We start from the raw sequence: 24,617 nt of genomic DNA, 5'->3' as shown, positions 1-24,617 counted from the left end.
TGTCGGGCAGCGGCAGATTCCACCACGCGCGAACGGGAACCGGCACACCTCCACCACGGGCCCAGGTGGCCCCACACCAGGACGGAGCTGTCCGTGAGAAGACGATCGGCGTTGGGCACCACCCGCATCCCGCGAAGACGCGTCACGGTCCTCGCCCTCATCAGCACCCTGGCCGCCATGCTCGTGACCGGCGCCGGGGAGGCCTCGGCGCATGTGGTGTCGGGCCACCGCACCACGTCGGTGACGTCCGGCAACGCGCGTTTCCAGGTCCTGTCCCCCACCCTGATCCGCACCGAGTACGCGCAGGACGGGAAGTTCACCGACAGCGCGACGTTCAACGCGATCGGCCGCACCGCGTTCACGCCGCCCCCGTACACATCGAGCACCTCCAACGGCTGGCTGACCATCACCACGAGCGCGCTCACCCTCAAGTACCAAGTGGATTCAGGGCCGTTCGACGCGCAGAACCTCTCCGTGCACCTGTCGGCCGGCGGGTCGGCGGTCGACGCCGGCCCGTGGCACCGGCTGACCTGCGGCCTGGGCGCTTTGTGCGAGGCCGAGCAACTGCCCCACAGCGGGGCCGGTGTCGCCACGGACCACGACGGCTACACCGGGTCCGGGTTCCTCGCCGGATTCGAGGGGACGGGCGACTCCGTGTCGGCCGATGTCGACGTCAGCACGGCGGGGACGTACACGTTCGACGCGCGGTACGCCAACTCCGTCGGCGGGGACGGCCAGAACACGACCCGCACCCTCACCCTCTCGGTGGACGGCGGCGCGAGCCGCGCGCTCAGCCTGCCCACGACCGCCAACTGGGACACCTGGGGGCTGGCGAGCAGCGCGGTCCAACTCGGCGCCGGGCACCACACGTTGACGCTGACGAGGACCGCCGCCGACTCCGGGGACGTCAACCTCGACAGCGTCGCCCTGGTGAACCGGGGCAGCGGCTTCCCGCCCATCTCCACCACCGCGATCACCAGTTGCGGGTACGGCGTGAACTGCGAGGCCGAGGCCGACCGCGTCTCGGGTACGGCGATCACCGCAACCGATCACACCGGTTACTCCGGCAGCGGCTTCCTCGCCGAACTGAACCAGGGCGCGGGTGCGTTGACCCACGTGGTCGGCGTACCGGCCGATGGCACCTATGCGCTACAGGTCCGCTACGCCAACGCCACCGGCAGCGACGGGCTCTACCAGACCCGTACGGCGACGGTGTCCTCCGGCGGCACCACGCGGACGCTGTCGCTGCCCGTCACCGCCAACTGGGACACCTGGAGCACCGCCACCGTCCCCATCACTCTGAAGGCCGGAGCGAACGACATCGCCCTCGGCTGTCCGGACGCGGCGAGCTGCCATGTCAATCTCGACACGGCCTCCGTCACCGCCACCAACTCCCCAGCCCCGCAACCGCACTTGGCGCTCGGCGGCTACCGCCGCAGCCTAGACGGCGTCGACGGCGACAACGGGGCGCCGGCCACCACGCCCGGCCTGCTGTACAAGGACGGCTGGTACCTCCTCGACGACACCGCCTCCGCCCTGTACGACACCGGTACCCATCAGGTCACCCAGCGCCCCTCCCACGGCGGCGCGCCGTACCAGGACGGCTATGTCTTCGGCTACGGCCACGACTACCAGCGGGCGCTGACCGACCTGGCCACCCTCACCGGTCCGCCCGAACTGCTTCCCCAATGGGCCTACGGCGTCTGGTACTCGGAGTACATCGACCGCACCGCCGCCGACTACGAGAACCGGATCCTGCCCGCCTTCCGTGCCGAGGGTGTGCCGCTCGACGTTCTGGTGACCGACACGGACTTCAAGTCGCCCAATACATGGAGCGGTTGGGAGATCGACCAGTCCAAGTTCCCTGATCCGAAGGGGTTCTTCGACTGGGCCGCGTCTCAGGGGCTGCACAACACGCTCAACATCCACCCGAGCATCCTGAGCAGCGACCCGCAGTTCGCGCCGGCCCAGGCGACCGCCAAGGGCAAGCTGCACAAGGGGGGTTGCGCGCCCGCCGCGAGCAGCAGTGCCGGGGACTGCTACACCTTCGACTGGGGCGACCCCGACCAGTTCAAGGCGTACATGGACCTGCATCAGACGATGGACCAGCAGGGCAACGACTTCTGGTGGCTGGACTGGTGCTGCGACGCCTCCCAGTCCTCGCTGCCCGGTGTCACTCCCGACGCGTGGATCAACCAGCAGTACGCCACGGACGCCGACAAGACGATCGGCCGGGGCTTCGCCGTCTCCCGTGCCTACGGCTCGCTCCAGGCGGGCGGTTACAGCGGCCAGCAGGGGTTGCCCACCGGGCCGTGGGCCGACAAGCGCACCACCGTCCACTTCACCGGCGACACCTCCTCCACCTGGGGCACCCTGAAGGCCGAGGTCGGCTACACCCCCGGCGAGGCGGCCGCCACCGGCATGTCGGCGATCAGCCATGACATCGGCGGTCACAACGACACGACGAACCTGACCGGTTCGGAGACCTACACCGCCGACGGCACAACCCACACCACGCACAAACTCCCCGACGACATGTACGCCCGCTGGGTCCAGCTCGGCACCTTCCAGCCCATCGACCGCCTGCACAGCAATCACAGCGACCGCCTGCCCTGGCAGTACGGCACGGCGGCCCGCGCCTCCGCCGACAGGTTCCTCAACCTCCGCGAGAACCTGGTGCCTTACACCTACTCCCTCGCGCAGCAGGCCAACACGACCGGCGTCCCGGTCACCCGCCCGATGTACCTCCAGTACCCGAACGAGCCGCAGGCGTACGCCACTTCGGGCAGCGAGTACTTCTACGGCCCCGACATGCTCGTCGCGCCGGTCACCACACCCGGCACCACGGCGACGACCTCGGTGTGGTTCCCGCCGGGCAGTCAGTGGACCGACTACTTCACCGGGCAGACCTACGCCGGCGGCACCACCCAGAACATCACCAACGGCCTCGACACCATGCCGGTGTTCGTCCGCGCGGGCGCCGTCATCCCGACCCGCACGAACGACGTCACCAGCAACGACAAGAACCCGCTGACCAAGGTCACGCTCACCGTCGCGGCAGGTGCCTCCGGCTCCACCGCCCTCTACGAGGACGACGGGACCACCGGCACCGGGCGCGGCCACAGCGCCCTCACGAAGATCCGGTACCGGGAGAACGGCACCCGGCACACGGTGACGATCACCCCTCCGACCGGGACCTTCCACGGCCAGGTGAAGAGCCGGCAGTGGACCGTCTCCCTCATCGGTGTCGCCGCCCCGAGCACCGTCCGAGTGGGAGGGGCTCAACTCCCCGCCGATGCCAACCACTTCGACAGCACGACCCGCACCCTGACCGTCACGCTCCCGGTGCGGAGCGCGCGCACGCCGATCACCGTGACGTACGGCTGACCGGCCTCAGCCCTGCGACGGAGATTTCGTCAGGCGCTCCCGCGCCGTACTCCCCGGCCCTGAATCCGAGGCCGGGGAGCCCGGGACGGGAAGCGGGCGGGGCTGGTCCCGGTCTCTGCACTCGCCCGACGCGAGGCGCTTGAGCAGCATCGGGGTCAGCCGACGGTACGCGGCCGGATCCACCGGTCCGAGCCAATGGGCAGCGCGGATCAGCGGGTTGATGTTGAGGTCGAGGTCGCCGAGGACTTCGTCGGCGTTATGCATGGAGAACGGGATGATCTTGGTGCCGCGGCAGTGGTGGGTGTCGGTGGCGACGTCCATGAAGGCCAGTTGCTCGACGACCGCGTCTCGCATGGTCTCGGTGTCGGGTGTCTCCACCGCGTCGGCGAGGTCGGCGGCGATCCACAGGGCGGCGATCTCGGCGTTGAGCGGGCTGAAGAAGGAGGAGTTGTAGCCGTTGAAGTACAGGCCCGGAATGCCAAGGGGCAGGATCTGGCGGTAGAGCATGAAGTTGCCGCGCTCGTCGAACAGTTGCTCGCGCACCTTCTCGGGGAGGAACGGGACGTCCTGGGTGAAGCCGGTGGCACAGACGACCAGGTCCGCACGCAGTGTGGTGCCGTCGGACAGGCGGGCGGATGGCTTGCCGTCCACGACGAGGAGCTGCTCGATGGTGCGGTCCCGGCGGACGGTGATGGCGCCCGCCTCGACGGCCTCGAAGAAGCCCTCGGTCGCGAGGCCGATGGCGCCGCGCACGATGTCCTCCATCGTTCCCCGGGGCACGAGATCGAGGCGCTTCAGGCCGAGTTGACGTATCGACACCGTGCCGATGGAGTTGATCATCCGGCGGCGCAGGCCGTTGCCGGGGCCGTGCAGGAAGCGTTCGAAGCCGCGCGGGCGGATGTACCGGAACAGCGCCTCGCCGAGCCGGGTGAGCAGCAGCATCTTGAAGTTGAGTCTGCCGCCGATCTTGCGCGGGACCTTCCACAGCAGTTGGCGCGCGATCACGTCGGTGCGGGCCGCGACGGAGCTGATCGGCACGGCCACGTCGCAGGCCGACTTGCCGTAGCCGACGACGAGGACGTTGCGGTCCCGTGCCTGCTCGGCGTCGTGGAACTCGGTGCCCGCGCACACCTGGCCGCCGGCCTCGGTGAACTCCGCCAGGCCGTCGAACTTCGGTACCGCCGGTTCGCAGAACACTCCGTTGGCGACGACGAGTCGGTCGTAGGTCTCCGAGGCGTGGGTGCCCGCGGAGTCGCGGTACTCGACGCTCCAGGCGCCGTCGGCCGTCGGCCGCGCCGAGAGCACCTCGGTGCTCAGGCGCAGCGTGCGTTCGAGGTCGAAGTGGGCGGTGTAGTCGGCGAGGTAGGACTGGATCCGGGCGCCGTCGGGCCACTCCGGGAAGTCCGCGGGCATGGGGAAGTCGGAGAACGAGTACTGCGCCTTCGGGCTCTGCGTGGTGACGCCCGGGTAGCGGCGCGTGCGGCTCCATACGCCGCCCACGTCCGGGGTCTTGTCGAACACGTCCGTGCGGTGTCCGGCCTGGGTGAGTACCTTCGCGGTGACGAGGCCCGCGAGGCCGGCTCCGATGATGGCGATCCTCATGGTCACGCGACCTCGGGGGGCAGTTGGAGCTCGATGCCGAAGTCGGCCATGATCTTCTTCATCAGCCCGATGTCCTTCGGTCCCGGCGGCATCTCCGCGAGGGCCTGGTAGTAGCCCTCCAGGCCGGCGGGCGAGACGACGGAGATGACGCGCGACTCCTCCGGGTAGGGGTTGCGGAAGGCGTGGATCACATCGCGCGGCAGGTACAGGTAGTCGCCGTGTTCGAGGACGAAGTCCCTGCCGCCGAGGTGCACGTCGAGCCGTCCGGCGAGGCAGATGAAGGACTCGTCCTCACGGGTGTGCAGATGGGGCGGCGGTCCGTCGGTCTCCGGCGGGACCGTGTACTCGAACAGCGAGTACGCGTCGTGCGTCGCCTCGCCGTCCGCCTTGAGGGTGATGCCCAGTCCGAGCGCCGCGATCTTGTGTCCTTCGCGGGAGGGCAGCATGTAGCCACCGCCTAGAGTCACCGTCGTCTCCTTCCGGTCGCCACCGCGGCCCGTCCGACCGCGGCGCTGGTCCGCTGCGATCAGCGTCGGTTCGGCACGGCGGATACGCAATCAGCCGTCCCACCGGCTGGGACGATTTCAGCGGCGGGTGCTGTAGGCCCGCGAGGCGGCAGCGGCAGCGAGCCGCACCGCGGGCCCGGCCCGGTCGGCGCGGACCAGAGCGGTGGGACCGGTGGCGGACAGGGCCGCGGTGACCCCGCCCGGCGGGCCGAAGATCGGGGCCGCAACGCAGCGCCGTTGAACGCGGTCGACGCACAATCAACCGTCCCACCCACTGGGCTGACTTCAGCGGCGCGTGCTGTAGGCCCGAGAAGCCGCCGCCGCAGCGAGCCGCACCGCAGGCCCGGCCCGGTCGGCGCGCACCAGAGCGGTGGGACCGGTGACGGACAGCGCCGCGGCGACCCCGCCGGACGGGCCGAAGATCGGGGCGGCGACGCAGCTCACGCCGATGTTGCCCTCCTCGCGTTCCACCGCCCAGCCCCTGGCCGGGACGGCGGTCAGCTCGCGGATCACGGCCTCCTTGGTGGTCAGCGTGCGCGGATTGCGCGGCGGCATTCCGGCGTCGAGCACGGCGTCGATGGTCTCGGTCTCGCTGTAGGCGAGGATGGCCCGGCCCAGCGCCGAGCAGTACGCCGGGACGATCCCGCCGACCTGGGAGAGCATCGGCATGGGACGGTGGCCGGTGATCTTCTCGACGACCAGGATCTGCGCGCCGTCCAGGACGCCGAGCTGCACGGTGGTCCTGGTCGCGCTGTGCAGGTCCTGCAGGTAGGGCAGCACGGCCTCGCGCAGTTCGAGCCGGATCGGCGCCAGGCTCGCGATCTCGAAGAGCCGGTTGCCGATCCGGTAGTGGCCCTGGGGTTTGTCCAGCCAGCCGAGCCGGATCATCCGGTCCGCGGTGCGGTGGGTGGTCGACCGGGGCAGTCCGCAGCGGGCCACGAGCGCGGAGAGGGTCAGCTCGCGGTGCGCCGCGTCGAAGGCGCCGAGGATCGCCGCCGCGCGTTCAAGGCCCGAGGTCTCGGCCTTGCCGTCCCGCGCAGTGGGACTCGTCCCTTGTTCGCCGGGGGTCATGCCGGTCACGCTAAGGCTGTCCCCGCCCGCCGGACAAGGGGAAGGCTCGGCTGTCCCGGCCGGCGGACACGGGGCGGACTCGGGAGGATGCCAACATCATGCGGACAGCATTGGTCGGCGGCGGTGCGAGCGGTATCGGGCACGCGGTCGCGGAGCGGCTGGCGGGTTCGGGCGACCGGGTGGTGATCACCGGTCGGCGTGCCGACGCCCTCGAAGCCGCGGCCGCGCGGCTCAGCGGCGCCGTGGGCGACGGTCCGGCGCGCGAGGTGCACGCCCTGGTGAGCGACATGGCCGATCCGGCCGCGGCCGCAGCGGCGATGGACAAGGTCGACGACCGGTACGGCGGTCTCGACGTGCTGGTGCTCAACGCCGGTGGTCCGCCGCCCGGCGGGATCCTCGACCTCGACGACGCGCGGTGGCGGGAGGCGTCCGAGCTGTTGTTGCTCGGCCCGTTGCGGCTGGCGCGCCTTGCGATGCCGGGCATGGCGAAGCGGGGGTTCGGGCGGGTGGTGTTCGTGACGTCCACGGCGGTACGGCAGCCGCAGCCCGACCTGGCCGCGTCGGTGGTGCTGCGCTCGGCGGTCACGGCCGCGGCCAAGCTGCTTTCCCGCGAGTTCGCGGCCGCGGGAGTCACCGTCAACTGTGTTGCTCCCGGCGCCACTTCGACCGAGCGGCGCACGCAGATCCTGACCAACCGGGCGCGCGCCGCGAACCTCGGCTTCGACGAACTCGACGCGCAGGACCTCGCGCACATTCCGGCCGGTCGCGCCGCGCGCCCGGCGGAGATCGCGGCGGCCGTGGCGTTCCTGGCCTCCGACGACGCGGCGTACATCAACGGGACCGTACTCACGGTCGACGGCGGAAGGACGGAGACGATCTGATGGCGGAATCAGGATCCGGCTTCACCATGGGTGATTTCCTCGGCTCGATCCACGACACCGTGCAGCCCGGCGCCGCGCGGCCGGTCGTCGTGCACGCCGACGAACTCGCGCCCCTGCCGGCCGACCAGGTGCACAACCCCACCGTGCTGGCGATCGCCGGACTGCTGCCGACAGCCAGCTTCGAACTCTTCCGGCAGACCATCCCGGCAGGTCTCAGCTCGGACATGCAGCGCCACCACCACGAGACGGTGCACTTCGTCATCAGCGGGCGCGGCCACAGCGAGGTCGAGGACGACACCGAACCCTGGGCCACCGGCGACTTCATCTACACCCCGCCCTGGACCTGGCACCGCCACTACAACGACTCGGAGACCGAGCCGGTCGAGTTCCTCACCATCGAGAACTCCCGTCTGCTGAACCTGCTCGGCGTCGGCCGCCGGCAGAGCGCGGGCCTGGTCACGGTCGCGGAAGCCCGCGCACGATTCAAGGAGGAGCAGGCATGAGCCCGCTGCCCGCCCACATCGGCATCTGGGGCGAACTCTCCGACGTGGAGCACGAGTTGCGCTTCGTCGACGTCGCCGGCGTCCGCACCCGGGTGCTGCGCGCGGGCTCCGGCCCCGAGCTGATCCTGCTGCACGGTACCGGCGGCCATCTCGAGGCCTACGCCCGGGACATCGCCGGGCTCGCCGCCGACTTCCGTGTCACCGCCTACGACATGGTCGGCCACGGCTGGTCCGACCTGCCGGACCGGCCGTACACGATCGACGTGCTCTCCGCTCATCTCCTGGGCCTGATGGACGCGTTGGGGATCGACTCGGCGCATCTGTCCGGCGAGTCGCTCGGTGGCTGGGTGACCGCGTGGACCGCGGCGTACCACCCTGAGCGCGTCGAACGGCTCGTGCTCAACACCCCCGGAAACATCGCCAACAAGCCCGAGGTGATGGTCCGGATGCGCGAGAGCACCCTGGCCGCCGTCCGGGACCCGAGCGACGAAACCGTGCGCCGCCGCGTCGAGTTCCTCTTCCACGACACCTCGATGGTCACCGACGAACTGGTGAACCTGCGCCGCGCGGTCTACGGCCGCCCCGGCTTCCTGCGCGCGATCGAGAACACGTTGGTGCTCCAAGACCCCGTAGTGCGCAAGGACTTCGCGTGGGACCCGACGTGGGTCGGCCGGATCACCGCGCCCACGCTGCTGTTGTGGACCGACCACGACCCGACCGGCGGACTCGACGAGGCGGCGCTGCTCCAGAGCTGGCTCCCTGACGCCCGCCTGCACGTCATCGAGGATGCCGGCCACTGGCCGCAGTGGGAGAAGCCCGCCGAATTCCTGCGCGCCCACCGCGACTTCCTTCTCCTCGGCAAGGACCCGGTATGAGCGAGATCCTCGGCCTGGTCGCCATGTCCCACTCCCCGTTCGCCACCCTGCTGCCGCCCGACGGCCCCGAGCAGCCCGGCGGCCGTTTCCTCGCCGAGGCGGCCCGGCTCTCCCGGACAGTGGCGCAACTCGCGCCGGACGCGGTCGTGGTCATCGGTCCCGACCACTTCCACGCGAACTTCTACGACGCGATGCCGCCGTTCCTCATCGGTGTCGAACACGCCGTCGGATTCGGCGACTTCGGCAGTCGGCCCGGCCCGCTGCCGGTCGCCGGCGAACTGGCCTGGTCCGCGTACGACGGGCTCACCCGCGCGGGCTTCGACCTGTCGCTGTCCTACTCCCTGACCGTCGACCACGGACTCGTGCAGAGTTACGAGATGGTCTGCGGCGGCACCGACATTCCGATGGTGCCGCTCGTCGTCAACACCGCCGCTCCCCCGCTGCCGACCATGGAACGCTGCATCGGCTTCGGCCGGGCGCTCGGCGACGCCCTGCGCGGCAGCGGCGCCGGCCGCGTGCTGGTCGTCGCGAGCGGCGGACTCTCCCACTGGCTGCCCACCAACGACCCGCGCGATCCGGCAATGGCCGAGGACCGTCGGCACTCGGTGATCCACGGCCGCGAGGACGCCCGCGCCTTCGCGGCAGCGCGCGAACCCCGGGTGCGGGCGATGGGCGGCGACCCGCACGCCCACGTCAACAGCGCCTGGGACCGCTGGTTCCTCAAGCAGCTGGGTACCGGGGAGTCCGAGCCGATCGCGGCCCTCGGCGACGCGGGCCTTGAGGAGCAGGCGGGCAGCGGCGGCCACGAGGTCCGCACCTGGCTGATCGGACAGGCCGCGGCACGGACACCGCTGGTGTGGACCGCGTACGAACCGGTCCCGGAATGGATCACGGGTATGGGGATCGGGGCAACCTTCGAGGTGCGCTGACATGCCCGAAGCGGTGACGGGTGTACGGAAGACGAAGGAATCACGCTCCGAAAATCCGTGCCCGCGTCCACGCATCCCGGCGCCCGTCGAGCCGTCCCACCTCGCGCGGGCGGCCGTCGCCGCAGGCCGACGGGAGACCGGCGAATCGATACACCCGCAGCCGCACTTCACCCCGTCGGCCACAGCACCCGTCCGATCAAACAGTCGCCAATTCCGATCGCTTGTGACCGTTTTCAAGGAGAGGGTTTAGCCCGCCGTCCGGGCCGTGCAGGATGGGACCGTGTTAGGCAACCTCCCAGTGATGACGACCACCTTTGTCGGCCGCGAAAGCGAACTCGACACAGTCAAAACGGCGTTGACCCAGCGGCGCTGCGTCACGCTCACCGGTGGCGGCGGTGTCGGCAAGAGCCGGCTGGCGCTGCGTGTCGCGGAGCAGGTCCGGGGGCAGTACGCCGACGGGGTCTGGTGGATCGACCTGTCCAACCTCTACGACGACCGGTTGTTCACCGCCACGGTCTGCGACGCGGTCGATCTCCTGGACCACAATCCGCGCGCCCCGGTCGAGGCGCTGTGCGAGTGGCTCGCCGGTCGGCAGGTCCTCCTCGTCTTCGACTGCTGCGAGCGGGTGCTGGCCTCCTGTCTGCTGCTGGTGAGTGAACTCCTCGCCGCCGCACCGCAGTTGACGGTCTTCGCCACCAGCAGACAGGCCATCGGGGTCCGGATCGAGCACCGGATCGAGGTGGCTCCGCTCTCCACGGACGAGGACGGCGGCTCGGACGCCGTACGCCTGTTCCGCGAGCGCTGTGCCACGGCCGCGCCCGCGCTGTCCCTCGACGCCCCCGGCTCGGCCGAGGCCGTCTCCGCCATCTGCCGGCGTCTGGAGGGAATCCCCCTCGCGGTCGAACTCGCCTGCGCGCGCCTGCGGGAGAACAGCCTCACGGAGATCGCCGAACGTCTCGGCTCACGGCTCGACACGCTCGTGGACGAGACGGTGTGGCCGCGGCGCCACCGCGCCCTGCGTACGGCGATCGGCTGGAGCCATGAACTGTGCTCCCCGCTGGAGCGGTTGCTGTGGGCCAGGCTCTCCGTCTTCCGCGGCCCCCTCGAAGCGGACGACGCGATGTCCGTCTGCGCGGGCGGCCCGCTCGACGAGGACGACATCCCGTGGCTGCTGGAGCGGCTGGTGGACCAGTCGGTCCTCCAACAGGTGGGCACCCGCTACCGGATGCTCGACACACTGTGCGAGTACGGAGCCATGTGGCTCGCGGAGCTCGGTGAGGAGAACGCCCTCGCCCGGCGCCACGCAGCGCACTTCGCCGCCATGTTGGGCGAGGCCGAGGCCGGTTGGCTCAGTGACCGGCAGGTCGCCTGGTACGCGCGGATCGCGGCGACCCACGCCGACGTACGCGCCGCGCTCGACCACCTGATCGAGGCGGATCCCGAGGCCGCCGTCGAGATGGCCGGCCGTACGGGCCTGTTCTGGCCCTGTTGCGGGCACCTCCACGAGTCCCGTGACTATCTCGAACGCGTCCTCGCCCTCGACACCCCTCCGGGCCCCTCGCGCACCCGCGCGCTCTGGGCCCTGGGCATCACGCTCACCCTCCAGGGCGACCACGGGACCGCCCTGCGTATCGGGGAGGAGTGCACCGAGGCGGCGGGACAGGACGGCACACCGCAGTCCGTGCTCTTCGCCGCCCACACCCTCGGCCTCACCCACCTCATGGCCGGCCGCCCCGAGCTCGCGTACGACGTGTGCGACCACGCCCTGATCACCCACGGCACCTCAGCGCCGTCGGGCGCGCCGCAGCTGTGCTGCATGGTGATCCGGACCTTCGCGCACTCCGCGCTGGGCCGGCTGTCCGAGGCGTACGAGGCGGCCATCGCCCTGCGCCGGCTCAGCGTCCGCTACGGCGAGCACTGGGCGCGGTCGTACGCGTTCCACCAACTCGCCTTCATAGACCTTCTCCAGGGCCGCGCGCACGACGCCGAGCGCCATGCGCGGGACATGCTCGCCAGCAAGCACAACCTCAACGACAATCTCGGGATCGCCCTCGCGCTCGACCTCCTCACCGGAGCCAACGCGGTCCAGGGCAACGGCATCGCGGCCGCGCGCACGTCCGGCACCGGGAACACGTTCTGGCGCATGCTCGGCCATCCGAACCACGGCACACCCGAACTCTCCGAGGTCCGCGACCAATGGGAACTGCAGGCCCGCAAGGCAGTTGGTGACGACGCCTACGACAGGGCCTTCCGCACCGCGCTGAACGACGACGCCGAACAGGGCCTGGCCTCCGTGATGCACGGCCCGCTCCCCTCCTGACCCGGCAGCACAGACCCTGACCCGACACCACGGAAAGGCCGTCAGGACCGGCCGGGCTCAGCCGAGCGACGCGAGGTGCTCCCGCACGCGCCCGAGCGGCCAGACCTCGCCGATCTTGTGCTCGATGTCGAAGAGGTTCGCCGCGTGGACGTCCGGATCCCGGTCGCCCACGGCCTCCTCGACGACGATCGGCACGAATCCGTGCTGCAGGGCGTCCAGCGCGGTGGCCCGGACGCAGCCACTCGTCGAGAGTCCGCCGATGAACAGGGTGTCGATGCCGTCGACCGTGAGGCGGGCGGCAAGTGAGGTGCCGAAGAAGGCACTTGGGCACTGCTTCGTCACGCTCAGGTCGTGCGGTGCCGGGGCCAGGCCGTCGATGAATTCACCGAAGGGGCTGCCTTCGGCGAACACCCGCAGGACGGGCACCTTGCGGAGGAAGAGGCCGCCGTCGCTGCCGTCCGCCCGCAACAGCACCCGCGTGACGATCACCGGGATCCCGGCCAGGCGTGCGGCGGCCAGGAGGAGCCTCATCGCGTCCACCGCCGGTTCGACCCCGGCGTAGAGCGGGCAGTCCGGGTCGACGTAGGCGCGGGCGGGGTCCACCAGGATCAGTGCCGGGGAGGTGCCGGGGGTGAGGCGCCCGTCGAACCCGGCGCGCTCGTAGTCCTCCTGCGGGGAAGCGGTCATGGCGACGTCCTTCGTGAAGTGGCGGACTCCGGTGGGGTGTTGATGGCGACGTCCTCGGCGGTACGGGGTGCCCGCAGCGATGTGGGGAACGCCAGGCAGACGAGTCCCCCGAGCACCGCGATGCCCGTGAGGAGGAACCCGGTGGCGCGGAGGTTGGCGACGAAGCGGTGCAGCTCCCCCGACGCGAGCACGTTCAGTGTGTTCAGTGTCCCGTCGTAGGCGGCCTGCCGGGCCGGTTCGCTCAGCCCGGTCGTCGTGAACGCGAGCGCGAGGGCCGTACTGAGCAGATAGCCCACGTTCTGGGTGGTGGACCGCAGGCCGTTGGCCGTTCCGCGCCGGTCGGCCGGCACGGACAGCATCAGCACGCTCGTGCTCGGTGTCATGAACAGTCCGGTGCCGGCCCCGACGAGGAAGAGGAACGGGGCCACGGCCAGGAACGGCACGGTCGTCGTCGAGAGGGTCAGCGAGAACCCCAGCAGCCCGCACGCCGTGACCGCCATGCCTGTCGTCGTCAGCGTGCGCGGGGTGAAGCGGTCGAAGAGGGAACCCGCGGCGGCCGAGGTGATCAGCGTGCCGGCCGCGACCGGTGTCACCAGCACCCCCGCCTCCAGGGAGGTGGCACCGCCGACCGCCTGCTCGTGCAGGGACGCCAGGAGGACGACGGCGTAGCTGCCGACCGCGTTGGCGAGGACGGCCGCGAGCACCAGGGCGATCGCGCGGGTGCGCAGCAGCGTCACGTCGACCAGGGGGTGCTCGCGCCGCGTCTGGACGGCGACGAAGGCCGCGAACAGCGCGACGGTCGCAGCGCCGCAGGCCCATGGCAGCCAGCCGGCGACGGTGGCCGTGACGCCGGGTGTCAGGGTGAGGACGAGCGTGGTCAGCATCGCCGTGGAGAGCAGCGCGCCCGGCAGGTCGAACGGTTCACGGCCTCCGCCGACCCGCGCTCCGCTCGCCGGAACGGCCAGTACCGACGCGCCGATCGCGACGAGCCCGATCGGTACGCAGATCACGAACAGCCCACGCCAGCCGAGGAGTTCGGTCGCCGCGCCGCCGACGACCGGTCCGGCGACCTGGGCCGTGGCGGCCACGGTGACGTTCCAGCCGAGGGCCCGGCCCAGCGTGCGCGCGGGGAACACGTCGGTCAGCAGGGCGGTGTTGTTGGTGATCACGGCGGCGGCACCGACGGCCTGCACGAGCCGGGCCGCGATCAGGAATCCCGCCGACGGGGAGAGCGCCGCGAGCCCGGTCCCGGTGGTGAGGACGACGAGCCCGGCGAGATACAGGCCGCGGCGGCCGACGATGTCGGCGATCCGGCCGAAGACGAGGATCAGCGCGGTGGTGACCAGCATGTAGCCGAGCAGGATCCAGTCGGCCTGCCCGGGGTCCGCCCCCAGTTCCCGGGTGATCGTGGGCAGCGCGACGGCGAGTCCGCTCATGTTGAGGAACACGGCCACCACCCCCACGGCGGTGGCCGCGAACACCCGCCACGGACTTCGGCCGACGGTCACGACCGCACGCCCGGACCGTCCGGAGCGCCGGTCACCCGGCGAGCGACCGTGACTTCATCAGCGGCTGGATGCGGGTGCCGAAGTTCTCCAGGCCCGCCAGGAAGTCGTCGAAGACGAGCATGATCCCCTTGGTGCCCTCGACCTCGGCGACCTCGTCGAGCAGCTTCGCGACGGTCTCGTACGAGCCGACCAGCGTGCCCATGTTGAAGTTGACCGCGCCCTCGGGCAGCACGATGGTGCGGGCGGTGGAGGTGTCGTCGGCGGTGGTGTCGGTGGCCGATTCGCCGGCCATGTACGCCAGCGCGGCGTGGTCGGCGTTGTCGTGGTAGTCCTGCCACTTCGCCTGGGCGGCCTCGTCGGTCTCATCGGCGATGATCATGAAGAGGGAGAGCGCGCCGACGTCCCGGCCGGTCTCCGCGGCCGCGTCCACGAGCGAGGCCGTGGTGTCCGACAGGCCGAGCGGGGTGTTGACGCCGCTGCCCAGGATGAAGTTGTACTCGGCGTGCTCGGCGGCGAACCGGATGCCCGTGGGACTCTGCCCGGCCGCGACGATGTCGATGTGCCCGTCCGTCGGGCGCGGTGAGAGCACGCAGTCGTCCATCTCGTAGAACTCGCCCTTGAAGTTGCTGACGCCCTCGCTCCACAGCTCCTTCATCACATTGACGTACTCGGCGGCGCGGGCGTAGCGGTTGCCGAAGTGTTCGTCGCCGGGCCACAGGTCCATCTGGGAGTACTCGCCGGGTGCCCAGCCGGTGACGATGTTGATGCCGAAGCGGCCGGGGGCGATGGAGTCGATCGTGGTGGCCATGCGGGCGACGATCGCCGGGGGCAGGACGAGGATCGGGGTGGAGGCGTACAGCTTGATGCGCTCCGTCACCGCGGCCAGGCCCGCCATCAGCGTGAACGACTCCAGGTTGTGGTCCCAGAACTCGGTCTCGCCGCCGAACCCCTTGAGTTTGATCATCGACAGCGCGAAGTCGAGCCCGTGCTCCTCGGCCTTCTGCACGATGGCTTTGTTCAGCTCGAAGCTCGGCAGGTACTGGGGTGAACTCTTCGATATGAGCCAGCCGTTGTTGCCGATGGGGATGAATACGCCGATGTCCATGCCGCTCCTGTGTGACGGGTGGGCGGGGGTGAGCCTGACGGGGTGACAACGTGCGGGCATGATCAAGGGGTTCCATACCCGTTCACGACGACCCGTTCCCCCGGATGCCGAGTATTGTCACCCGAGCGCACACAGGTGGAACACCGACGCAACTCGGTCTGGAGCGCTGCCTGTTGACAGACATGTGCGAGAGCTGGAGTCCAAGGTGAGAGTCCTGCGCAGGACCGCGTTATGTGAGGCGGGAACGGTAAAATTTACGGTATGAACGCACGTCTGGCTCTGCTCGGCACCGTGGACCCCGGCGTCACCGAGAGCGAAGTGTTCCGGTTGGCGCTGCAGCACGCGGTGGGCGAGCTGGGCGCGCTCGGGGGAGCGATTCATCTGCGTGGCCCGATGTCGGCGCTGCGGCTGGTGTCGTCGACCGGTCTGCCGCCCGCTCTGACCCGCCCGTGGGAGATCATCGACCAGGAGGGCCCGACGGCCCCGGCCAGGGCCCTGCACCAGGGCAGTGGTGTGTGGGTGCCCGTGTCGGCCGCGCCCACGGACCAGGATCTGGCCTGGCCCGGCACCGGTCTGGCCGCCGTGCCGGTGTCCGGCGGGGACCGCAGCATCGGCGCGCTCACGGTCCTGATGGGCGAGCAGGGCGAGCCGACCCCTCGGCAGTGGGACTTCCTCCGCGACCTCGTCGCGTGGACGGAAGAGCGCATGAGCCAGGCGCCGCCGCCCACCGGTCCCTCCCAGTCGGAGCCGGGCGGCGACCGTGACCGGCTGCGGCAGGCGCTGAAGGAGGTCAGCGTCGGGTCGTGGGACTGGAACATCCGCACCGGCGACCTGATCTGGGACGAGGAGGCCCTGGAGCTGTACGGCACCAGGCCGGAGGACTACACCGGCAAGATCGAGAACTGGATGCGGATCGTCCACCCCGACGACCTGGCGCCCACGCTGGACGCGGCCGGACGGGCGATCCGCGACCACGGCGTCTACGAGGCCGAGTACCGGGTACGGCGCCTGGACGGCACGTACGGCTGGACGCAGGCCCGCGGCCGGGCGACCTACGACGAGCACGGCGAGCCCCACCGGATGATCGGCGTGGGCTGGGAGAGCAACGAGTCGCGGTCGGCCCGGGACGCGCTGAGCCGCGCCCTGCGCCACATGAGCGACGGGTTCCTCGCGGTGGACGAGGAGTGGCGGATCACCTTCGCCAACCTGGAGGCGGAGCGCACGCTGGGCCTCTCGGAGGAGGAGCTGTTCGGGCGCCTCCTGTGGGAGCTGCCCGCGGTGCTGAACGTCCCTGGTCTGGAGGACCGCTGCCGCAGGGCCGCGGCCGAGGAGACGCCCGTCGGCTTCGACGCCCAGTTGGGGGGCACCGGTCGGCGCCACCACCTGCGGCTGGTTCCGGGTCCCGACGGGGTCACCCTCTATCTCACCGACGTGACCGAGAAGCGGCAGCACGAGGAGGAGCGCCGGGCGTCCGAGCTGGCGGTGGCCCGACGCGCGGTCCGGATGGGCGAGTTGACGGCCGCGCTCGCCAAGGCGACCACCTCGCAGGACGTGGTGGCCGCGGTCGCCCGCCGGGTGCTGCCGCCGTTCGCCGCGGCCGGCCTCCTGGTGCAGGCCGTCGAGGGCGACCGGCTGCACACCGTGGGCGCGGACGGTTACCCGGACGAGTTCCTGGCCACCGTCGACGGCCGCGTCCGGACGCCCGGTGAGCCGGGTTGGGACGTGATCGCGTCCGGTGTGCCGATGTTCCTCTCCTCGACCGAGGAGTACGCGGCCCACTACCCGGAGCTGGCCGCCAGACCGGAACGGGCGGGGAAGGAGGCGTGGGCGTTCCTCCCGCTGACCGCGTCCGGCAAAACCTTCGGCGTCTGTGTCGTCGCCTTCGACCGCGCCCGCCGGCTCACCGACGAGGAACGCACCCTGCTGACCACGATCAGCGCCCTCGTCGCCCAGGCCCTGGAACGAGCCCGGCTCTACGACGCCGAGCACACCCGGTCCCGCGAACTCCAGCGCAGTCTGCTCCCCCGGGCCCTGCCCGACCTGCCGGCGTGCACCGCGGCCGCCCGTTACCTTCCCGCGGGCCAGGGCATGGACGTGGGCGGCGACTGGTACGACATCATCCCGCTCTCCGGCGGCCAGGTCGCCCTGGTGGTGGGCGATGTCATGGGCCACGGCCTCCCGGAGGCGGCGACGATGGGCCGGCTGCGCACCGCGCTGCACACCCTCGCCGACCTGGAACTGCCGCCCGACGAGATCATGAGCCACCTCAACGAACTCGTCGCCGGTATGGGCGAGGAGTCGTACGTGACCTGTCTGTACGCGCTCTACGACTCGACGACGCAGATCTGTTCCATCGCCGGGGCCGGTCATCCACCGCCGGCGGTGGTCCACCCGGACGGCACCGTGCACTTCCCGGAACTGTCGGCCGACCCGCCCCTCGGCGCGGCGGAACCGCCGTTCGAGACGGTCGAGTTGAAGGTGCCGGAGGGCAGCCTGCTGGTCCTCTACACCGACGGTCTGGTGGAGTCGTCGAAGCGCGAGATGGACGAGGGCATGGCTGACCTGGCCCGCCTCCTGAGTTCGGCGTACCGGACCGAGTCCGGCGCGGAGGCGGACCTGGGAGACCTCTGCGACACCATCACCGCGGGCCTGCTCCCCGCCGAGCACTCGACGGCCGACGACGCCGCCCTCCTCATCGCCCGGCTGCACGCCCTGACCAGTGACAACATCGCGTCCTGGCCGCTCCCGGAGGATCCGCGGGCGGCCGGCCAGGCCCGCCGCCACGTCCGGGAGCAGCTGCGCACCTGGGGCCTGGACGATCTGACCCCGACCACGGAACTCCTGGCCAGCGAGCTGGTCGGCAACGTCGTCCGCCACGCCAAGGGCCCGCTCAGCCTGCGTCTGCTGCACGGCGCCGAGCTGATCTGCGAGGTCTTCGACGGCAGCCTGACGATGCCCCGCATCCGCCGCGCCACGGACACGGACGAGGGCGGGCGCGGTCTGCAGCTGATCACCGCCCTGTCCCAGCGCTGGGGCACGCGCTACACACCGACCGGCAAGTGCATCTGGACGGAGCAGGCGCTGCACGCGTCAGGCGTGGGGCAGGAACTGCCGTCCGATGCCCTGGAGTTGGCGTTCCCGAACATGGAGGACTTCACCGGAGACCTCGACGCGCTGCCCTTCGGCGACGAGGACTGACAGACCCGTCGCGAGCGCTCAGGCCGTCGCTCGGCCGACCGCCCCTATGGCCACAGAACCGCCACCAGGCCGATCACCCCGACGAACAGACCGATGACCATGACCGTGCCCAGGAACATCTCCCCGACACCGACGGTCACTTCACTCTCGTAGTCGGCCAGGTTGCCGAGGTAGCACCACGTGTCGGGCCGGTCCCGCCGATAGAGCACGGGCAGCTCAACGCCCTCCTCCGGTGGAAAGCTCTTCGGTTTCCCCTTCGCCTTGGCGCGCACCAACCGGCCTGTCTCGATGGTGAAATCGAGTGTCGGCACGTAACCCTCGGGGTCGCTCTCGTCCCCACGGACCCACCGTTGCTCGACCACCACCCCGGTGGTGTCCTTCAGATGGGGCCGCACGAACGCGAGACGCATCCGCATCAGAACCGCGACCACCGTGACCAGGGCCACGCACGCAGCCCACGCCCCCACCAGAGGCAGGAACCAGCTCAATTCGAGTCTCCTTCCCGATGGCACTCGGACGGCATACCACCGCCGCTCCGGGCCGATGCCACAAGTCCGGGAGGCCATACCCGTGGGTGTCATCGGTGGAACCACGTACGAGTGCGGACTCGCGTCCCATCGGCAGGACACGCTCAGCGCAGCCGGTCCTTGGCCTTGTAGTAGGCGCCGCCGAAGGGCAGGAACCATGGGGTGCCGTTGTAGAAGGGCACGGGGACCTTCGGGAAGCCCAGGCCGCGCAGCGGGTTGGCCTCCGGGTGACCGTCCATGACCTCGGCGATCGCCCGGCCCATGTAGGTGGCCATCTGGACGCCGTGGCCGCAGTAGCCCATGGAGTAGTACAGGCCGTTCTCCTCGCCCGCGTGCGGCATGCGGTCCCAGGAGAAGCCGACGTTGCCGCCCCACACGTAGTCGATCCGGACGTCGGCCAACTGCGGGAAGATCTCCGTGAGTTCGCGCTTCAGGACGTCTCCGCTCCTGACGTCGGAGGCGGGGTTGGACGGCGCGAAGCGGGCCCGGCCGCCGAAGGCGAGACGGTGGTCCGGGGTGAGCCGGACGTAGTGGCCGATGTTCTTGGAGTCGACCACCAGGCGGGCGTTCGGGATGAGTTCGCGGGCGCGCACCTCACCGAGCGGCTCGGTGACGACGACAAAACTGCCGACGTTGATCAGCCGCTTGCGGAACCACGGCATCGCCTTGTCGGTGTAGGCGTCCGTGGCGGCCATGACCTGCCTGGCGCGGATGGTGCCGTGCAGGGTCTCCACCAGGAAGCCGCCGCCCGGCAGCCGCGTGAGGCCGGTGGCCGCGTTGCGTTCGTGGATCTGCGCCCCGGCGCGTTCGGCGGCCTCGGCGAGGCCATGGACGTACTTGCCGACGTGCAGTCCCGCACTGAGCGGGTCGAGCAGGGCACCGTGGTAGAAGTCCGAGCCGAGTTCGGTCCGCAGCTCGCTGCGGCTCAGCAACGTGGTCTCGTGGTCGAAGTTCTCGGCCAGGTCGCGCTGGGTGGCCTTCATCGCCTCGAAGTGCTGTGGTTTGTACGCCACTCCGAGCCGGCCGGAGCGGTTGAAGTCGCAGTCGATCCGCTCCTTCTGCGTCAACTCCTCGACCACGTCGACGGCTTCACGGAACGCGTCGTACAACTCGCGGGCCCGTTCCTGCCCGTAGCGCTTGCGGGCTTCCCCCACGCCGATGGTGATGCCCTGGGTGCACATGCTGCCGTTGCGGCCGGAGGCGCCGGAGCCGACCTTGTCCTTCTCGACGAGGACGACGCCGGCGCCCTTACCGGCGGCGTGGTAGGCGGTGGACAGGCCGGTCAGGCCGCCGCCGATGACGACCACGTCTGCCGACTCGGGAAGGTCCTTGCCCGAGCGGTCGGGCAGCGGCGGAGCGGTGTCCAGCCAGTACGGGATCTGCTTCATGGCGGGGCTCCTGTTCAGCAGCCGAGGAGGGCGGGCAGGCCGGAGAGGTCGGGCAGTTCGTCGTACGGCTGGTAGGCGGTGCTGCCCGGGCGGCCGTAGCGGTTGATCCACACCCGGCGCCTCAGGCCGAGGTCGCGGGTGGGGATCAGGTCGTACTCCCAGCCCTGCGCGGTGTGGATGACCTGGGACGGTTCGACCCCGATGGTCCGGTAGGCATGCTCGAAGGTCTGGCGGTCCGGCTTGTACGCCTTCGCCTGCTGGGCGGTGATGACGTGGTCGAACTCGACGCCGATGTTGGCGATGTTCCGTGCGATGAGTTCGTCGTCGGTGTTGGAGATGATGGCGATCTCGTAGCGGGACTTCAACGCCCGCAGCGCGTCCGGGACTTCGGGGAACGGGCCGAAGGTCGGGACGGCCTCGACGAGGGCGTCGCCGTCGGACGCGCGGTACTCCAGGCCGTGCAGGCGCATCGCCATCTCCAGGCTGGAGTGCAGGACTTGGTGGTACGGGCGGTAGGGCTCCAGGACGGCCTGGAAGCGGATGACGCGGAAGTCGTCGAGGAACTCGTCGACGTCAAGGCCGTCCAGGTCGAGCCGGTCGGCCAGGACCTTGAGGGTGGTCGGGCCGAGCTGGAAGTCGACCAGGGTGCCGTAGGCGTCGAAGGTGACGATCTCTCGCATGAAGTTCAGCCTCGTTTCTGGGCAGTTGGGGGACGCACATTGGGGGGAACGGGCTTTGGTGGTCGAACTCCCGGCGTCAGACGACCTGTTCGCCGGGGCGCACGATCTCGTCGAGTGCCGTGAGGTCGGTCGCGTCGGGGATCCAGTCGGCCGCCGCCGCGTTGGCGATGACCTGTTCAGGGGTCATCGCGCCGCAGATGACCGACCCGACGGCCGGCAGCGCGGCGAGTCCGCCGACGGCCACCTCCAGCAGGGTCAGTCCGCGCGCGGTGCCGTACGCGGTGAGTGCCTCGACGCGATCGAGGGCCGCGTCGGTGAGCCAGCCCTGACGCCAGGACAGGCGGCTGCCGGGCGGGGGCCGTTCGCCGCGCCGGTACTTGCCGCTGAGCAGGCCGTTGGCCAGCGGATAGTACGGCAGCAGGCCTACGCCGGTGCGCAGACAGGCGGGGATCAGGTCGGTCTCCGCGCTGCGGTCGAGGAGGTGGTAGCGGGCCTGGGTGCTGACGAAAGGGGCGGTGAGCTGGGCGGCGGGGAGGTTGGAGCAGCCGAGGTGGCGGATCTTCCCTTCGGCGACGAGTTCGCGCAGGGCTTCGATGGTGTCGTCGAGCGGGGTGACGCCGTCGGGCTCGTGGTACTGGTACAGGTCGATCCGGTCGGTGCCCAGGCGTCGCAGGGATGCTTCGACGGCGTGACGGATGTAGGGGCGGGAACCGCGCGGGCCGAGCCGGGCGGCTTCCGCGTCGGGGGTCATCTCCATGCCGAACTTGGTGGCGAGGACGATGTCGTCGCGGTGGCCCTTGAGGGCGGCGCCGAGGAGCCGTTCGCCGTCGCCGCGCACTCCCCCGCGCTCGCCGGAGCCGCCGTACATGTCGGCCGTGTCGAACAGGGTGATCCCGGCGTCAAGTGCCGCGTGGACGACGGCTGTTGTGGCCCCCTCGTCGAGCCGGGAGCCGAAGTTGTTGCCGCCGAGACCGACCACCGAGACGGTCGGCCCGCGCTCCCCCAGCGTGCGGTACCTCATGATCCGTTCCCGAATCCGATGCAGACGTTCTTGGTCTGGGTGTAGCTCGCCAGTGCCTCCAGGCCCTTCTCGCGGCCCCAACCGCTGTGCTTGTAGCCGCCGAAGGGCAGCTCGATGCCGGTGCCGACGCCGGTGGCGTTGACGTAGACCTGGCCCGCCCTGATGCCTTCGGCCATGCGCAGCGCCTTGTCGAGGTCGCGGGTCCAGACGTACGAACTGAGGCCGTACGGCGTGTCGTTGGCGATCGCGAGGGCCTCCTCGGGGTCGTCGAAGGCGATGACGGTGACGACGGGGCCGAATATCTCCTCGCGAGCGCAACGGGACTGGTTCGTCAAGCCGGTGAGGACAGTCGGCTCGATGTAGTAGCCGTCGGCGAGCGCGGGGTCGGTGGGGGCGCCGCCGCCGGTGCGCACGTCGGCGCCCTCCTGCCGGGCGAGGTCCACGTAGCCCTGCACGCGGTCGCGTTGGCGGGCGGCGACCAGGGGGCCGATGTCGGGGTCGGTCAGGCCGGGGCCCAGTTTCAGCGAGGCGGCATGGGCGATCAGCTTGTCCAGGAACTCCTCGGCGCCGCGTTGGAGCAGGATGCGGGTGCCGGCCGAGCAGGTCTGTCCGGCGTTGCCGAAGGCGGAGCCCGCGACGGCGCCCACGGCCAGGTCGAAGTCCGCGTCGGCGAAGACGATGACGGGTGACTTGCCGCCCAACTCCACCACCGAGGGCACCACGTTGGCCGCGGCGGCCTGTGCGACCTTGATGCCGGTCGGCACCGAGCCGGTGAACGTGACCTGGTCGATGTCCGGGTGTCCGGCGAGGGCGGCGCCGGTCTCGCCGTCGCCGGGGAGGACGTTCAACACCCCTGGCGGGAGGCCGCATTCGAGGGCGATGCGGCCGATCTCCAGTGGGGTGAGGGGTGCTTCGGGTGAGGGCTTGAGGACGACGGTGCAGCCTGCGGCCAGTGCCGGGGCCGAGCCCCTCGCGGTGTTCTGGAGCGGGTAGTTGAAGGGGATGATCTGCCCGGAGACGCCGATCGGTTCGCGGACGGTGTAGTCGAGGAGACCGGGGCCGAGCGGGATGGTGGAGCCGCCGAGCTTGTCGGCCACGCCCGCGTAGAACTCGAAGTAGCGGGCGGCTGCCTCGACATCGGCCTTCGCCTGGCCGAGCGGTTTGCCGACGTCGCGGCTCTCCAGGTGGGCCAGTTGCTCGGCCTCGGCTCGGATCGCCTGGGCGATGCGGTTGAGCAGGCGTCCCCGGTCGGCGGCGCGCATCCGGGCCCACTCGGGTGCCGTGAAGGCGGCGCGGGCCGCGGCCACCGCCTGGTCCACGTCGGCCGCACCGGCCAACGCCACCTGGGCCAGGGCCGTTCCGTTCGACGGGTCGAGGACGGTGAAGGTGCGGCCGTCGGCGGCGGGCACCTGCTTGCCGTCCAACAGCAGCTCGCGCAGGGGCAGTTCGCCACTCGCTTCCGATGTCATGGCCGGATCTCCCCCTCCACCGTGCCGAAGATGACGACCTCGTCGCCGGGGTGGACCGTGCGGATCCGGCGGACCCAGAGCACGATGCCGTCCTGCGGGGCGCGGACCTCCTCCAGCGTGTTGCCGTAGTGGTCCACGACATGGGCGATCAGGTCGCCTTCCTTGCAGCTCTCCCCCGGGTCGGCGTGTCCGACGAAGAAGCCGCCGGCCGCGGAGCGCGCGAAGGTTCCGGTGACCGCCGTGTAGGTGTCGCGCAGTTCGGGCTCGCCGTCGGTCATGCCGAGTTGGCGCATGATGTTGCGGACGGAGTTCATGTGCAGCTCGACGGTCGACTCTCGGTACGTCCCGCCGCCCGCCTCGATGGTGATGGCGGGCTTGCCCGCGGCGAGCGTGGGGTGGCGGACCGTGCCGCCCCACTTGCCGCCCTTCCAGACGAGTTGGTGTCCGGCGGCCAGACCGATACCGGTGGCCAGGTCCTCGTAGCCGCCCTGGACGATGACCAGCGGGGCGATCTCGCCGAAGGTGCCGCCGGTGTGCAGGTCGACGAGGGCGTCGATGGCCGGGACGACTTGCTCGACGAAGGTCGCGGCCAGCCGCAGGGAGTACGAGCCCTCGGCGTCGCCGGGGAAGATGCGGTTGAGGTTGAGGTGGTCGAGGCCGCTGCTGCGGGCGGCGGCCTCGAAGGCGGGGGTGTTCATGCAGGGGATGCCGACGAGCGTGCCGCGCAGACCTGCCGGGTCGGTCTCGGCGAGGACGCGGCGGATGGCCTCCTGGCCGTCGTACTCGTCGCCGTGGACGCCCGCGTCGACGCAGAGCACCGGGCCGGGCTCGGTGCCGTTGACGACGATCAGCGGGATGCCGAGTTCCACACCGTAGGTGCTGGTGCCGACCGGGATCAGGCCCTGGGCGCGCTCGCCGGGGGCGACGGTCAACGGACCGATGGAGTACATGAGTTGCTGC

Annotated in this window: 19 protein-coding genes; 7 read left to right on the top strand and 12 right to left on the bottom strand. The window is 70.6% G+C overall.

Annotation, left to right across the window (positions count from 1 at the left end):
• The first annotated feature begins 177 nt into the window (after positions 1 to 177).
• The gene (locus tag OG588_RS48935; protein WP_405953410.1) at positions 178 to 3,387 is read left to right on the top strand and encodes a TIM-barrel domain-containing protein; all 3,210 of its coding nucleotides are present in this window, start codon (positions 178 to 180) and stop codon (positions 3,385 to 3,387) included.
• Positions 3,388 to 3,393: 6 nt separating this feature from the next.
• Here OG588_RS48935 and OG588_RS48930 read toward each other — a convergent pair whose 3' ends face one another.
• The 3 genes from OG588_RS48930 to OG588_RS48920 form a co-directional block, all read right to left on the bottom strand.
• Entirely contained in the window at positions 3,394 to 4,989 is a 1,596-nt protein-coding gene (locus OG588_RS48930; RefSeq protein ID WP_405952985.1) for a flavin-containing monooxygenase, read from the bottom strand.
• Between the two features lie 2 nt (positions 4,990 to 4,991).
• Positions 4,992 to 5,456: a cupin domain-containing protein gene (locus tag OG588_RS48925; RefSeq protein WP_405952984.1), complete on the bottom strand. Its 465-nt coding sequence runs from the start codon at positions 5,454 to 5,456 to the stop codon at positions 4,992 to 4,994.
• 324 nt (positions 5,457 to 5,780) lie between these two features.
• Positions 5,781 to 6,566 (bottom strand): IclR family transcriptional regulator, encoded by a 786-nt coding sequence (locus tag OG588_RS48920; protein WP_405952983.1) that lies wholly within the window; start codon positions 6,564 to 6,566, stop codon positions 5,781 to 5,783.
• Positions 6,567 to 6,664: 98 nt separating this feature from the next.
• Between OG588_RS48920 and OG588_RS48915 the strand changes: the two genes are divergently transcribed.
• The 5 genes from OG588_RS48915 to OG588_RS48895 all read left to right on the top strand — a co-directional run bounded on the left by OG588_RS48915 (position 6,665) and on the right by OG588_RS48895 (position 12,074).
• Positions 6,665 to 7,447, top strand: coding sequence for an SDR family oxidoreductase (locus tag OG588_RS48915; RefSeq protein ID WP_405952982.1), 783 nt, complete (start codon positions 6,665 to 6,667; stop codon positions 7,445 to 7,447).
• A complete protein-coding gene (locus OG588_RS48910; RefSeq protein WP_405952981.1) occupies positions 7,447 to 7,950 on the top strand; it encodes a cupin domain-containing protein in 504 nt (167 codons plus the stop codon). Before OG588_RS48915 ends, OG588_RS48910 begins: the two co-directional genes overlap by 1 nt.
• Complete coding sequence (locus OG588_RS48905) at positions 7,947 to 8,825, top strand: alpha/beta fold hydrolase (protein ID WP_405952980.1); 879 nt, start codon at positions 7,947 to 7,949, stop codon at positions 8,823 to 8,825. The genes OG588_RS48910 and OG588_RS48905 overlap by 4 nt, the downstream gene beginning before the upstream one ends.
• Positions 8,822 to 9,754, top strand: a complete 933-nt coding sequence (locus tag OG588_RS48900) for a 2,3-dihydroxyphenylpropionate 1,2-dioxygenase (RefSeq protein WP_405952979.1) — start codon at positions 8,822 to 8,824, stop codon at positions 9,752 to 9,754. The genes OG588_RS48905 and OG588_RS48900 overlap by 4 nt, the downstream gene beginning before the upstream one ends.
• A gap of 301 nt (positions 9,755 to 10,055) precedes the next feature.
• Positions 10,056 to 12,074: an ATP-binding protein gene (locus OG588_RS48895; protein ID WP_405952978.1), complete on the top strand. Its 2,019-nt coding sequence runs from the start codon at positions 10,056 to 10,058 to the stop codon at positions 12,072 to 12,074.
• Positions 12,075 to 12,131: 57 nt separating this feature from the next.
• Here OG588_RS48895 and OG588_RS48890 read toward each other — a convergent pair whose 3' ends face one another.
• From OG588_RS48890 to rutA, 3 genes are read right to left on the bottom strand one after another with little or no spacing between them, the layout of a single operon-like run.
• Entirely contained in the window at positions 12,132 to 12,761 is a 630-nt protein-coding gene (locus OG588_RS48890; RefSeq protein ID WP_405952977.1) for an isochorismatase family protein, read from the bottom strand.
• Entirely contained in the window at positions 12,758 to 14,269 is a 1,512-nt protein-coding gene (locus OG588_RS48885) for an MFS transporter (protein WP_405952976.1), read from the bottom strand. Before OG588_RS48885 ends, OG588_RS48890 begins: the two co-directional genes overlap by 4 nt.
• Before the next feature lie 31 nt (positions 14,270 to 14,300).
• Positions 14,301 to 15,374 (bottom strand): pyrimidine utilization protein A, encoded by a 1,074-nt coding sequence (rutA, locus tag OG588_RS48880; RefSeq protein WP_405952975.1) that lies wholly within the window; start codon positions 15,372 to 15,374, stop codon positions 14,301 to 14,303.
• A 261-nt stretch (positions 15,375 to 15,635) separates the two neighbouring features.
• On the opposite strand from rutA, the gene OG588_RS48875 reads away from it, so the two are divergent.
• Positions 15,636 to 18,572, top strand: a complete 2,937-nt coding sequence (locus OG588_RS48875; RefSeq protein ID WP_405952974.1) for a SpoIIE family protein phosphatase — start codon at positions 15,636 to 15,638, stop codon at positions 18,570 to 18,572.
• Positions 18,573 to 18,616: 44 nt separating this feature from the next.
• On the opposite strand, the gene OG588_RS48870 is transcribed toward OG588_RS48875, so the two are convergent.
• The 6 genes from OG588_RS48870 to OG588_RS48845 all read right to left on the bottom strand — a co-directional run bounded on the left by OG588_RS48870 (position 18,617) and on the right by OG588_RS48845 (position 24,607).
• Complete coding sequence (locus tag OG588_RS48870) at positions 18,617 to 19,060, bottom strand: DUF3592 domain-containing protein (RefSeq protein ID WP_405952973.1); 444 nt, start codon at positions 19,058 to 19,060, stop codon at positions 18,617 to 18,619.
• Positions 19,061 to 19,203: 143 nt separating this feature from the next.
• Positions 19,204 to 20,487 (bottom strand): NAD(P)/FAD-dependent oxidoreductase, encoded by a 1,284-nt coding sequence (locus OG588_RS48865; RefSeq protein ID WP_405952972.1) that lies wholly within the window; start codon positions 20,485 to 20,487, stop codon positions 19,204 to 19,206.
• 14 nt (positions 20,488 to 20,501) lie between these two features.
• On the bottom strand, positions 20,502 to 21,167 hold the full coding sequence (locus OG588_RS48860; protein ID WP_405952971.1) for a haloacid dehalogenase type II: 666 nt from the start codon (positions 21,165 to 21,167) through the stop codon (positions 20,502 to 20,504).
• A 76-nt stretch (positions 21,168 to 21,243) separates the two neighbouring features.
• Entirely contained in the window at positions 21,244 to 22,188 is a 945-nt protein-coding gene (locus OG588_RS48855; RefSeq protein WP_405952970.1) for an aldo/keto reductase, read from the bottom strand.
• Positions 22,185 to 23,657, bottom strand: coding sequence for an aldehyde dehydrogenase family protein (locus OG588_RS48850; protein ID WP_405952969.1), 1,473 nt, complete (start codon positions 23,655 to 23,657; stop codon positions 22,185 to 22,187). Before OG588_RS48850 ends, OG588_RS48855 begins: the two co-directional genes overlap by 4 nt.
• Positions 23,654 to 24,607, bottom strand: a complete 954-nt coding sequence (locus OG588_RS48845) for a succinylglutamate desuccinylase/aspartoacylase family protein (protein ID WP_405952968.1) — start codon at positions 24,605 to 24,607, stop codon at positions 23,654 to 23,656. Before OG588_RS48845 ends, OG588_RS48850 begins: the two co-directional genes overlap by 4 nt.
• Positions 24,608 to 24,617: the final 10 nt, after the last annotated feature.

Source organism: Streptomyces prunicolor (genome assembly GCF_045162825.1).
GTDB classification, from domain to species: domain Bacteria; phylum Actinomycetota; class Actinomycetes; order Streptomycetales; family Streptomycetaceae; genus Streptomyces; species Streptomyces prunicolor.
This window is presented reverse-complemented; position numbering and strand designations above follow the sequence as displayed.

Bases quoted from the DNA above. Each gene is read 5' to 3' on its own strand.
- OG588_RS48920 (WP_405952983.1), bottom strand. From the start codon at position 6,566: ATGACCCCCGGCGAACAAGGGACGAGTCCCACTGCGCGGGACGGCAAG.
- OG588_RS48875 (WP_405952974.1), top strand. From the start codon at position 15,636: ATGAACGCACGTCTGGCTCTGCTCGGCACCGTGGACCCCGGCGTCACC.
- OG588_RS48860 (WP_405952971.1), bottom strand. From the start codon at position 21,167: ATGCGAGAGATCGTCACCTTCGACGCCTACGGCACCCTGGTCGACTTC.
- OG588_RS48850 (WP_405952969.1), bottom strand. From the start codon at position 23,657: ATGACATCGGAAGCGAGTGGCGAACTGCCCCTGCGCGAGCTGCTGTTG.
- OG588_RS48900 (WP_405952979.1), top strand. From the start codon at position 8,822: ATGAGCGAGATCCTCGGCCTGGTCGCCATGTCCCACTCCCCGTTCGCC.
- OG588_RS48935 (WP_405953410.1), top strand. From the start codon at position 178: ATGCTCGTGACCGGCGCCGGGGAGGCCTCGGCGCATGTGGTGTCGGGC.
- OG588_RS48905 (WP_405952980.1), top strand. From the start codon at position 7,947: ATGAGCCCGCTGCCCGCCCACATCGGCATCTGGGGCGAACTCTCCGAC.
- OG588_RS48895 (WP_405952978.1), top strand. From the start codon at position 10,056: ATGACGACCACCTTTGTCGGCCGCGAAAGCGAACTCGACACAGTCAAA.
- rutA (WP_405952975.1), bottom strand. From the start codon at position 15,374: ATGGACATCGGCGTATTCATCCCCATCGGCAACAACGGCTGGCTCATA.
- OG588_RS48890 (WP_405952977.1), bottom strand. From the start codon at position 12,761: ATGACCGCTTCCCCGCAGGAGGACTACGAGCGCGCCGGGTTCGACGGG.
- OG588_RS48930 (WP_405952985.1), bottom strand. From the start codon at position 4,989: ATGAGGATCGCCATCATCGGAGCCGGCCTCGCGGGCCTCGTCACCGCG.
- OG588_RS48845 (WP_405952968.1), bottom strand. From the start codon at position 24,607: ATGTACTCCATCGGTCCGTTGACCGTCGCCCCCGGCGAGCGCGCCCAG.
- OG588_RS48910 (WP_405952981.1), top strand. From the start codon at position 7,447: ATGGCGGAATCAGGATCCGGCTTCACCATGGGTGATTTCCTCGGCTCG.
- OG588_RS48855 (WP_405952970.1), bottom strand. From the start codon at position 22,188: ATGAGGTACCGCACGCTGGGGGAGCGCGGGCCGACCGTCTCGGTGGTC.
- OG588_RS48915 (WP_405952982.1), top strand. From the start codon at position 6,665: ATGCGGACAGCATTGGTCGGCGGCGGTGCGAGCGGTATCGGGCACGCG.
- OG588_RS48865 (WP_405952972.1), bottom strand. From the start codon at position 20,487: ATGAAGCAGATCCCGTACTGGCTGGACACCGCTCCGCCGCTGCCCGAC.